The organism is Streptomyces sp. NPDC050703 (assembly GCF_040654435.1).
GTDB lineage: Bacteria > Actinomycetota > Actinomycetes > Streptomycetales > Streptomycetaceae > Streptomyces.
Window position 1 is genome coordinate 1 of the sequence record NZ_JBFAHX010000010.1, and the last position, 11,409, is coordinate 11,409.

Here is an 11,409-nt window from a genome sequence, read left to right on the forward strand (position 1 = left end):
GTGGGGACTCACCCAGACAGACGAAGAGTCCGGGGTACGGAGCGACCGCTCCGTACCCCGGACTCTTCGTCTGTCCTACAGGAACTACTCGGTGCGCAGCGCAGTCGCCGTACGCGCCCTGGCGGCCCAGCCCGCCGGGACCAGTGCGCCCAGCATCGCGATCACGACGCCGCCGAGCCCCAGCAGGAGCAGCCGGAAGGGCCCGTACACGTCGAGGACGAGCGACGGCAGAGTGGTGCCCACGGCACGGCCCATCACCGGCATGACGACGCTGTGCAGCGCGTACCCCACCGGCACGCCGATCACCCCGCCCATCACGCCGATCACGGCCACCGAGGCGAGCACCAGGCTCAGCGTCTGCCGCGGCGACATACCGATCGCCTTGCAGACACCCAGGTCGTGGATGCGTTCGCGGGTGTCGAGGACCACGGAGTTCAGCACGCCGAGACCGGCCACGATGATCAGCATGAGGGTGAGCAGCACCGCCATCGCCGCCATGATGAGGATGACACCGTCCTGACCCTCCTCAGTGGTGGTCGTCGCGTCGCCGCCCAGCGGCTGCACCACCGCGGCGACCTTCCTGGCGTACTCGTCGGCGGAGACCCCGGACTTGGTCTCGACGAGGAAGGTGCTGGGCTCGGCCGACTTGAAGTCGGCCATGTCCGCGTGGATCGCCAGCTGGCTGCCCGACGTGTCGAAGGATTCACCCACGATGCGCAGGTTCGCGGTCTCCTTCTCGTAGGTCACGCGCACCGTGTCACCGAGCTTGGTGCTGGTCCTCTCCAGGAAGCGCGTGGGCACCACGACCTGTCCCTTGCCGGTGATCCAGTGCCCGGAGAGCATCTCGTAGCTTCCGGCGCGCGCGTCACCCTCGTAGAGGCTGGCCTGGATCGATCCCGAGACTCCGGCGACGGCGACCTCGGTCTCGGTCTTGCCGTAGTACGACTCCACGCCCGGTTGCGACGTGACGGCGGCGCGCACCTTCGCGGAATCGGCGACCTTGGGCTTCTTGACGGTGCTCGGCGCGCTGTCCTGCACGGGAGGCGGGCCCGCGTCGCCGCCCGGGGGAGGCGGATCTCCCGCGTCGCCGCCCACGGGAGGCGGCGGCGGGGGAGCGACCTCGATCGCCCTGGTCGTCGTGACCGTGACCGCGGCCCGGTTCTCGGGGTCCTGCGAGCTGCCGATCGCGTTCAACGACGAGGTGAGACCCACCGCGAACGTTGCCGCGACCGTCCCGAACGCCACCGCGAGCAGCATCGCGAGGGTACGGACCGGATGCGTGAAGGGGGTGGCGAGACCGTAGGTCACCGGCCGCGGCAGCGGCAGCATGCCCATCGCCCGGTGTGCCCACTGGCCGCGCCCCGTCCGCGGCGCCCGGCCGACCGCGATGGCTTCGACCGTACGCAGCCTGCCGGCCCGCAGCGCGGGAATCAGCGCCGCGATCCCCACGACGACCAGGGTGACGGCCGGTACGGCGACATCCACCCACCAGGCCACCGAGAGTGAGACGCCGCCGTACACCGACTCGGTGTCGGCCAGCAGGGGCACGGCGAGGACGTTGCCCAGGACGACACCCAGGGCGATGCCCACGACTGCCGGGATCAGGGCCTGGGCCACGTAGGCGCGCACGACCTCGCGCGGGGTGAAGCCGATGGCCTTGAGGATGCCGATCCTGCGCAGGCTGGTGCCGACCGCACCACTGATCACACTGCTGACGATGATCACTGACATCACGATGCCGAGCGCGCCGAAGGCCATCACGAACGGGACGGTCGCCGCCGCACCCTGATCGGCGGCGCGCTTCGTGTCCAGCCAGGACTGGGTCCCGAGCAGCGCCCCTGACCCCACGGAGGCGGCGAGGTTCTTCCGCTCGGCGACGATCTGCTGCTTCGTGCTCGCGGAATCGAAGCGGTACAGCATCTGACGCGTGACCGGATGGCCCTGCGACGCCAGCGCCTCGACCTGCGCGGGAGCCGCCCAGGCGTCGGCGGTCTTGCTGGCGGACACGGCGAAGCCGACGATCGAGAGGGTCGCGGCGTCCTTGGCTTCCGACGTCTTCATGGGCGCGCCGATCCCGATGGCGGGCCCCTCGAACGACGCGTCGAGCACGATCTCACCGGGCTTCTGCGCCCACCGCCCCGACTTCAGGTCCACCCGGTCCACGGCGCCGTCCGGCGAGGACCGCCCGACCAGGGCCAGCGACGGCAGTGGGAAGCCCGCCCGGTCCACCAGACGGACCGACGTGGACGGGTACGGTCCCGCGCTCGCGGCGACACCGGGCAGCTTCCCGGTCCTCGTGAGGTCGGCCGCGCTCGCCTTGGCCGGATCGAACTGCGCGGTGATGTGCGAGCCCCGCTGCTTCTTGAAGGCCTTGTCGAAGGGAGCGGCCGCGGCGACCATCAGCGACCCCGCGACCACGGCCGAGGCCACGGCCATCATCGTGGCCACGGCGATCACCACGGTCTGCACACGCCGCCTGCCGACACCGGAGCGTACGACGCGGCCGAGCGCGCCACCGAAGAGGCTCATCGGACGGACTGCGCGTACGTGTCGAGAGCGAGGTGGCCGTCGACCAGGTGGATCGTGCGGCTCGCGCACGCCTCCGCGAGGGACAGGTCGTGCGTCACAAGCACGATCGTCTGACCGGCGCGGTGCAGGTCGAGGAGGAGATCACGGACGTCGTGACCCGAAGCCGTGTCGAGCGCACCGGTCGGCTCGTCGGCGAGCAGCAGCGCCGGCCGGTTGACCAACGCCCGCGCGACACCGACCCGCTGACGTTCGCCTCCGGACAGGCGGCCCGGATAGGCGCGGGCGTGCTTCTGGATGCCCAGCATCTCCATGAGCTCACCGGCGCGGGCCGCGGCCGCGCGCCGGCTGCTCCCGGTCAGCTGCGCGGGAAGCTGGATGTTGTCGGTGACGGTGAGGTCGTCCAGGAGGTTGAAGAACTGGAAGGCCATGCCGATGTGCTCGCGACGGAACTTGGCGAGGGCGTGCTCGCTCAGCTGGTCGATCCGCTGCCCCGCCACGATCACGGCGCCGTCGGTGGGCTTGTCCAATCCGGCGACGAGGTTCAGCAGCGTGGACTTGCCGCTGCCGGAGGGGCCCGTCACGGCAAGGGCCTCACCCTTGGCGACGCTGAGCGTGAGCGGTCCGAGCGCCGGCATGCCGGCGCTGTCGTAGCGCTTCGCCACACGCTCCAGTTCGATCACTTGCTGCATACGAGTTGTCCGTCCTTACGGTCGCGAGAGGCACATGCCGTTGCCGACCCTGAGAACCTAAAGGTCATTGGGGGAAGGTCGCGTCGGCCGCGGAACCAACATCGGGCCCTCCCTCCGGAGGATTCGACCACGGACTCCTACCTGAGAAGTAGACCTCTGGGACAAGACCGTGATCAGACAGATGGACGCCGACCGGGCGAAGAGCGCAGCACAATGTACGCATGGAGACGGAAGACCGGCGCGACTGGCGTCAGCAGCTCATCGACGCCCTCCGCCCCGAGCCGAAGGCGGCCCCCCTGTCCCGGCGGGCGGTCCGCGTCGACGTGGTGCTCGCCGTCGTACTGACCGTCATCGCCCTGTTCGTGGCGGTGCGCTATCCCGGCGACGGTCCGGTGAACATCAACCCGAAGGCCGACGTCGGGACAGGGGTTCCCGCCCCGCCCCCGCCGCCCGACCCGGGCCAGGTGGTGGAGCCCCCGGACGAGGAGTCCGCCTCCGCGCCCTGGCACCTGGTCGTCCTGACGACGCTTCCGCTGGCGGCCCGCCGCCGGTATCCGCTGTCCCAGTTCGTGGTGGTGCTCGGCGTGGCACTGGCCATCGGCAGCTCCGCCTCCTGGATCACCGTCCTGGCCTGTGTCATCGCCGCCTACAGCGCTGTCGTGTACAGCCGTTACCGGATAGCGGCGATAGCCGTCCTGGTCGTCGCCGCCGCACTGTCCGGTTTCGCCTTCCGCAACGCGGAACCGGTGCTCCCGGGCTGGTCCAGTCCGGGATTCGTTCTCCTGGTGGCCGGAATGCTGGCCAGCCTGGTCCGCTTCCTGCAGTTGAAACTGGTGTCCAGCAGGGACCGGGTAGCGGAACTGCAGGAGGCCCAGGAAGAGGCGATGCGCCGGGCTGTCGAGGAGGAACGTGCCCGCATCGCCGCCGAACTGCACGACGTCGTGACCCACAATGTGAGCGTGATGGTGATCCAGGCGGGTGCGGCCCGCAAAGTGATGGACGTGGTACCCGAGCAGTCGAAGGAGGCACTGTTGGCCGTCGAGGCGGGCGGCCGGGCCGCCATGGCCGAACTACGCCACGTGATGGGACTGTTGGCCGCCCCGGACCACGAGAAGCTCGACGGCCTGGAGCCGCAGCCCGGGCTCCCTCAACTCGACGCGCTGGTATCACGGGTACGCGCCGCGGGGACGCCCGTGAGCGTCAGTATGTCGTTGCCGCCGGATCCGTTGCCGCAGGGAGTGGACCTCGCGGCGTATCGCGTCGTGCAGGAGGCGCTGACCAACACGATCAAGCACGCGCGCGGCGCGGAGGCCGCTGTCGCCATCGGGTACACCGACGATTGGTTGGAGATCGAGGTCACGGACACCGGCGGCGACAACGGCTCCCCGCCGGTGGAGAGCAACGGCCGTGGTCACATGGGGCTGCGCGAGCGGTTGGCCGTCTACGGGGGCGAGCTGGCGGCAGGACCGAATCCCGCCGGCGGCTATAAGGTCACGGCCCGTATCCCGTGGAGGACCACATGAGCATGGACCAGCCGTCGCTGCGCGCAGTCATCGCCGACGATCAAGCCCTCGTACGCACCGGATTCAAGATGATCCTGGCCGCGGACGGCATCGAAGTCACGGCCGAGGCGGCCGACGGGGTCGAGGCCGTCGCGGCGGTCCGTCGTACGCGGCCCGACGTCGTCCTGATGGACATTCGCATGCCGGAGATGGACGGCATCGAGGCCACCAGGCGCATCACGGAAGGCGCGGGCTCGGAGGGAACGCGGGTCATCATCCTCACGACATACGACCTCGACCACTACGTCTATGCCGCGCTCAGGGCCGGCGCCAGCGGCTTCCTGCTCAAAGACGTCACTCCTGAGCGCCTCGTCTCCGCCCTGCGTCTGGTCCAGTCCGGCGACGCCCTCCTCGCACCCGCGATCACCCGTCGGCTGGTCGAGCGCTTCGCCCAGCACGATGAACCGCAGACCACCGCTACGCACAGTGATCTGTCCGGCCTGACCCCGCGTGAGCTCGAAGTGCTCCGTCTGCTCGCGACCGGCCTCAGCAATGCCGAACTCGCCTCACAGCTCTTCCTCAGCCCGACGACGGTCAAGAGCCACGTCGGCCGCATCCTGTCGAAGCTGGACCTGCGCGACCGCGTCCAAGCCGTCGTCTTCGCCTACGAGACGGGCCTCGTGGCCCCGGGCAGAGACGCCTGACAGATGACTGGAGACGATCGGGGGCAGTACTGACTGGCTTGCGCCGGTTGCGTGTGGCAACACATCCGATCGGCGCAGCCCTGTCACCCGCCACTACCCGGCAGCCCGCGTGGCTTCATCGGTCGAGGTGACGCGCCGTCACGACAGGCGGCGGCTCCCACACTTGGGCCTGCCCGTGAATGAGACGTTCCTCTATCTGAGGGGTCGACAATGACTAGAGTGACACGTGAGGATTGGTGGAGCGCGCGGGTTGAAGCATCTCAGGACGGAGTCCAAGGCGATGGTTGGTGGCTCGGGTACCAGTATTTCGACGTACCGCCAAGGTGAGCGGAATTCGCTATTCCGCTAGTCGCGAGTGCCCTGGGCGAGAGTGCCCAGGACCGGGCCGAGGTCGAGAATCGGCCCGGTCCAGCAGTGCGGCCCGGCGCTGCTGAGGCCGCCCGATTGCCGCGTGTGTCATGTGCTGTGAGCTGTCGATCAGCGGGGTGGACAGAATGGATCAATCGACCGGCGTACCTCGAAGACCCACCGACGAAGACAGAGGCGTCACCGGAGCCGCCGACCTCGGCACCGGGTGCCCGGTATCGATGAGTGCCGCACAGGTGAAACAGCCGACGGTGGAGGACGTACTCATTTCCTCGATCATGCCGGGCGTCTCTCTGCGGTCGCGGGGTCCGGACGCGGAGCACGTGGCGCGTCTGGCGGAAATGGAAGGACCACTTCCGCCTATTCTCGTCGACCGCCGCACCATGCACGTGATCGACGGAATGCACCGCCTGATGGCCGCCTTCCTCAGGGGCCAGCAAGTCGTCAGGGTGGAGTTCTTCGAGGGCAGCGCCGAGGACGCGTTCCTGCGTGCCGTGCAGGCGAACGTGACGCATGGCCTGCCGCTCTCGCAGTCCGACCGACGGGCCGCGGCGGCGAAGATCCTGAAGTCGCACCCCTTTCTGTCGGACCGGGCGATCGCGCACGCCTCCGGTCTCGGAGCCAAGACCGTGGCCGCCATCCGCCGACAGTCCGGTGGAGCTGGGCAACTGCGCGCGACGCTCGGCATGGACGGCAAGGTCCGTCCGCTCAGCAGCGATGAGGGCCGCAGGCGGGCGGCGGAGCTGATCGCCGAGCGTCCGGAGGCCTCGCTGCGCGAGATCGCGCGTCTGGCGGGACTCTCTCCGGCGACTGTGAGCGATGTGCGGAAGCGGCTCCGGGCCAGCGAGAGCCCGGTCATCACGCACGAACAAACGGAGCACCGGAACCGGGCGGACCGGGGTGCCGGCACGGTGCGCTCACTGCCTACCGGACGAAGCAGAGAGAAGACGCTCGACAGCGACCCCCAGCAGGTACTGGAGAAGCTGCTGCGCGACCCGGCCCTGCGCCACAAGGAGGAGGGCCGGAACCTCCTGCGACTGCTGCACCAGAACGCCGTCGTCACGCAGCGCTGGACCGAGCTCACCGACGCGGTCCCTTCGCACTGCGGTGCGCTGGTGATGGAACTGGCCGAGCAGTATGCGCAGACCTGGCTGCGGTTCGCCCAGGACCTCGACGAACAGACGCGGTCGCCGAACCAGGTGGCCGTGGGTGAGTAGCGGGACAACGGGCGGATCGCTCTGCCGGTGGAATGAAGATTTAACTCCCAATTTTGTCTGCATTTAGAGTGCCCGCCCCGGCGGAAATCCCCCCTCGACGCCGGGGGCGTGGCAGTGATCGATGACACTGACCGGGCTCGTCCGGGCCCCGAAAACCGCTCGCCGCAGGTCGCTCCGTCATGCAACTGTCGGAGCCGCAGTTGAACGCACGCTACCCGCACGCGCGACCTTCCAGCCGGAAAGTTCTGTAGCAAGTAGATTTTGATCCTGTGTCAATGGGGGAGAGAGATGCTTCCGAATCGCCACGATTCCGACCTGATGCCCGAAGTGCGAGGTGAGCGTGCGATCGGTGTGGCCCGACCGGCTGTGCCGATGGGGGCTCGTGTGCGAGAGGTCGTACCCGTTCCGATCGCGTCGCTGCTGCCTGGTGAGTCTCCGCGACTGAAGGGGCAGGACGCCGAGCACGTCGCCCAATTGGGGGAACTTGACGTGGCGCTTCCTCCTATCCTCGTGCATCGCCGCAGTATGCGCGTGATCGATGGAATGCACCGCTTGATGGTCGCCCTGTTGAGAGGGCGGGAGACAATTGATGTCGAATTCTTCGACGGCACCCAGGAGGAAGCCTTCCTGCGTGCCGTCGAAGCGAATGTGACGCATGGCCTTCCTCTGACGAAGGAGGATCGCAGGGCGGCAGCCGCGCGAATCATCGCTGCGCACCCCGAGATGTCGGACCGGGCGATTGCGCGTACCGCAGGTTTGGGCGCAAAAGCGGTCGCCGCTCTCCGGCGGAGTTCGGCGGATACGACGTCGCAGCTGACCGGACGTATCGGCCGGGACGGCAAGGTGCGTCCACTGAACAGCTCGGAGGGGCGGAGGCGCGCAGCCGAGCTGCTGGCCGAGCACCCGGAGGCGTCACTGCGTGAGGTGGCTCGGCGCGCGAGAATCTCGCCGGCCACGGTGAGCGATGTCCGCAAGCGGCTCCTGTCAGGCGAGCCGCCGGTGCCGGAAGGTAGGCAGAGAGGTCGCGAACCGGACGACGATCACAGCGGTTCGCCGGATCGTACGCCGCCGGATGGTATGCCGCCGCCGGATCGCGTAGCGCTAGCGCCGGCGGATCGCGTGGCGCCGGATCGACCCCCGGCGGCGCGCAAAGTCTGCTTCATGCCATCCGACCCTGTCTCCCTGATCGAGAAGTTGCTGCGCGATCCGTCTCTGCGGCACAAGGAAGAGGGACGCAACCTGCTCCGGATACTGCAGCAAAACGCCATCGATATGCAGGAGTGGTCAAAACTGACCGCTGTAGTGCCTTCGCACTGTGGGGGCCTGGTCGCCGACCTTGCGAGACGGTACTCGGAGACGTGGAGAGAGATCGCGAAGGAGCTGGGCGAGCGCAGGCATACCGTGAGCGACGAGACGCAGGACCCGACCCGGACCACGTCGTAGCGGCAACGCTCTCGCAGCATGGCCGCACACGCCAACGCGACTGTGCGACAGCGCACCGCTCAACAGTCCACTCCTGACGGTGCGTGCGCGGCCTGCTGCGACAGGCTTCAGGCGTCGAACAGGCCCAATGACACGTTCCTGACGCCGGTGATGTTCTGCGGGCCCTCGGACCAGTCCGACGGGTCGTAGTCGAAGGTCTCGTACGGGCCGCCCGCGTGCCCGCAGACCACGGGCGCGAAGCTCAGGAAGTCTCCGGTGGCGGTTTCCCAGGTCATGTACCAGGCCACGCACTCTCCATCAAGCCAACCACCTGGTTTCAGGTCCTCCGCCCACCCGGTCACGTGCGCCCGGCCGTTTTCGATACAGATGCTGATCTCGCCGCGGCCGAACGCCTTTGTCGCGCTGTCGGTGACGCAAGTGGGTGCGGCGGTCCTGGCGGTCGCTGCCGGGGCCATCGCGAGGCACAACGCAGCCGCCGAGAGTGCCGCCATCGTTTTCGCCCAAGTGAATCGCTGCATGGTCGTCTTCCTCCGTGATGGTCTGGGTTTCCGAGGTCACGTCACGTGCACGCCAGCAAGTTCCTGATGGGTGGAGCGAAGACGCCGAACGGGCAAGCGGTCGCAACGTCTACAGCCCATGCCCTCTACGGACTTCGTCGGCACCGGTACCCACGAGCCCAGCCGGGCGGAACCAGCACAGAGTAGCCCCCGGCCGGAGTCCTGAGGCTGCGGCTGTTCAACTGCTGCCCCTCGACGGCCAGCGGTCTGCCGCACGGTCTGCGCCCTCCGCATGGCACTGCGTCAGCGAAAGCCGGCCGCAGGCACGCCGCGTCCCGCCGGCGTCGAGGCGGGTGTGCGGGGCCTCGTCATGGGCTCCGGCGGCACGGCCGACTCGCGGAGGCCGGCGAGCAGTCCGGGCTCCGCGGCCTACGTCGAGAAATTGGCCCACCCGCACGGCTCACCCCGCACGGCTCACCCCACAGCTCATCCCACGCAGAGGCCGCACTCTCACCGAGGCGGCCACTGCCCCGGGTCGCCAAGCTCCCGCACCCGCCCGGGCGTTGCCTGCGGCGGCCTCGATCACGGCCTGTTCGCATGGCGTAGCTCGACCATCTCCCAACGAACCATATTCGGCCAACATCCATTAAAAAGGCTGACATGTACCTGGCTCGAATGGCACGCTTCCTCGCAACACGCAGCACGTGCGGCAACTCGCTGCATGCCAGCATCGTGACTTTCTTCCGTCCCGGGCGGCACTTCGTGCTTCCCGGGCCCCCACAGATGGAACCCGAGTGACCTCTCACATATCCCGTAAGCGTGCGACGCTCGCGATCGCCGCCGCCGGAGCAGTGCTCACCACGGCGCTGACCACCGGCGCCTCCGCCCAGCCGGACAACGACACCGAGCCGTCCGGCTTCCCTGTCGCTCTCTCGGCATCGGCCCGTGCGGAGCTCCTCCAGGACGCGAACGCCGACAGATCGGCGACCGCCGACAGGATCGGCCTGGGCGCCGAGGAGAAGCTGGTCGTCCGCGACGTCGTCAAGGACGCCGACGGCACCGTCCACACCCGCTACGAGCGCACCTACGACGGCCTGCCCGTCCTCGGCGGCGACCTCGTCGTCCACACCGCCGGGAGCGGCAAGGTCAAGAGCGTCACCAAGGCGACCGAGGCCACCGTGAAGGTCGCTTCCACGGACGCCAAGCTCGCCAAGTCCGCCGTCGCGAAGTCCGCCGAGTCCACAGCCTCCAAGGCGAAGACCGCCGAGGCCGACGCGCAGTCGCCGCGCAAGGTGATCTGGGCCGCCTCCGGCAAGCCCGTCCTCGCGTACGAAACCGTCGTCACCGGCGTGCAGAAGGACGGCACGCCCAGCAGGCTCCACGTCATCACGGACGCCGCGACCGGCAAGAAGCTGTACCAGTACCAGGACATCGAGAACGGCACCGGCAACAGCCAGTACAGCGGCAAGGTCACGGTCGGCTCGAAGAAGGTCACGAGCGGCTACGAGCTGACCGACAAGGCGCGCGGCAACCACCGCACCTACGACCTGAAGCACGCGGAGAGCGGCGCCGGCAAGCTCTTCAAGGACTCCAACGACGTCTGGGGCAACGGCAAGCCCTCGAGCGCGCAGACCGCCGCCGTCGACGCCGCCTACGGCGCCCAGCTCACCTGGGACTACTACAAGTCGGTCCACGGCCGCAAGGGCATCAACGGCGACGGCAAGGGCGCGAAGTCGCGGGTCCACTTCGGCAACGGCTACGTCAACGCCTTCTGGGACGACAGCTGCTTCTGCATGACGTACGGCGACGGCGAGGGCAACAAGAAGCCCCTCACCTCGATCGACGTCGCGGCCCACGAGATGACGCACGGTGTCACCTCGGCCACCGGCAACATGGAGTACAGCGGCGAGTCCGGCGGCCTGAACGAGGCCACCTCCGACATCTTCGCCACCGCCGTGGAGTTCAAGGCCAAGAACCCCAAGGACGTCGGTGACTACCTCATCGGCGAGAAGATCGACATCAACGGCGACGGCTCCCCGCTGCGTTACATGGACAAGCCGAGCAAGGACGGCGGCTCCCTGGACAAGTGGAGCGCCAACGCCGCCAACGTCGACGTCCACTACTCCTCGGGCGTCGCCAACCACTTCTTCTACCTGCTGTCCGAGGGCAGCGGCAAGAAGCGGATCAACGGCGTCAACTACAACTCGCCGACCGCCGACGGCACCAAGGTGCTCGGCATCGGCCGCGCCAAGGCCGAGAAGATCTGGTACAAGGCCCTGACGACGTACTTCACGTCGACCACCAACTACAAGGCGGCCCGTAAGGGCACGCTGAGCGCCGCGAAGGACCTCTACGGCGCGAACTCCACCGAGTACAAGCGTGTGGCCGCCGCCTGGACCGGCGTCAACGTCAAGTAACCTCGACCGGCCACGTAAGAGGGGCGGCGTCCGTATCGGGCGCCG

8 protein-coding genes are annotated in these 11,409 nt (G+C 68.4%); 5 read left to right on the forward strand and 3 right to left on the reverse strand.

Features of this window, described 5'->3' with window-relative positions; all coding sequences use genetic code 11:
* Positions 1–84: 84 nt before the first annotated feature.
* Positions 85–2,529 carry an FtsX-like permease family protein gene (locus AB0I16_RS12155; RefSeq protein WP_363249236.1) on the reverse strand — a complete coding sequence of 815 codons (2,445 nt, stop codon included), beginning with the start codon at positions 2,527–2,529 and terminating at the stop codon, positions 85–87.
* Positions 2,526–3,218 (reverse strand): ABC transporter ATP-binding protein, encoded by a 693-nt coding sequence (locus AB0I16_RS12160; RefSeq protein ID WP_363249237.1) that lies wholly within the window; start codon positions 3,216–3,218, stop codon positions 2,526–2,528. Before AB0I16_RS12160 ends, AB0I16_RS12155 begins: the two co-directional genes overlap by 4 nt.
* A gap of 221 nt (positions 3,219–3,439) precedes the next feature.
* Between AB0I16_RS12160 and AB0I16_RS12165 the strand changes: the two genes are divergently transcribed.
* From AB0I16_RS12165 to AB0I16_RS12180, 4 genes are all read left to right on the forward strand, one after another.
* Positions 3,440–4,741 (forward strand): histidine kinase, encoded by a 1,302-nt coding sequence (locus tag AB0I16_RS12165; RefSeq protein ID WP_363249238.1) that lies wholly within the window; start codon positions 3,440–3,442, stop codon positions 4,739–4,741.
* Positions 4,738–5,424: a response regulator transcription factor gene (locus AB0I16_RS12170; RefSeq protein WP_363249239.1), complete on the forward strand. Its 687-nt coding sequence runs from the start codon at positions 4,738–4,740 to the stop codon at positions 5,422–5,424. The genes AB0I16_RS12165 and AB0I16_RS12170 overlap by 4 nt, the downstream gene beginning before the upstream one ends.
* Before the next feature lie 458 nt (positions 5,425–5,882).
* A complete protein-coding gene (locus tag AB0I16_RS12175) occupies positions 5,883–7,007 on the forward strand; it encodes a transcriptional regulator (RefSeq protein ID WP_363249240.1) in 1,125 nt (374 codons plus the stop codon).
* Positions 7,008–7,391: 384 nt separating this feature from the next.
* A complete protein-coding gene (locus AB0I16_RS12180) occupies positions 7,392–8,450 on the forward strand; it encodes a ParB/RepB/Spo0J family partition protein (protein ID WP_363249242.1) in 1,059 nt (352 codons plus the stop codon).
* A gap of 107 nt (positions 8,451–8,557) precedes the next feature.
* Here AB0I16_RS12180 and AB0I16_RS12185 read toward each other — a convergent pair whose 3' ends face one another.
* Positions 8,558–8,968 carry a hypothetical protein gene (locus AB0I16_RS12185; protein WP_363249243.1) on the reverse strand — a complete coding sequence of 137 codons (411 nt, stop codon included), beginning with the start codon at positions 8,966–8,968 and terminating at the stop codon, positions 8,558–8,560.
* A gap of 773 nt (positions 8,969–9,741) precedes the next feature.
* On the opposite strand from AB0I16_RS12185, the gene AB0I16_RS12190 reads away from it, so the two are divergent.
* Positions 9,742–11,364 (forward strand): M4 family metallopeptidase, encoded by a 1,623-nt coding sequence (locus AB0I16_RS12190; RefSeq protein WP_363249244.1) that lies wholly within the window; start codon positions 9,742–9,744, stop codon positions 11,362–11,364.
* The last annotated feature ends 45 nt before the right edge of the window (positions 11,365–11,409 follow it).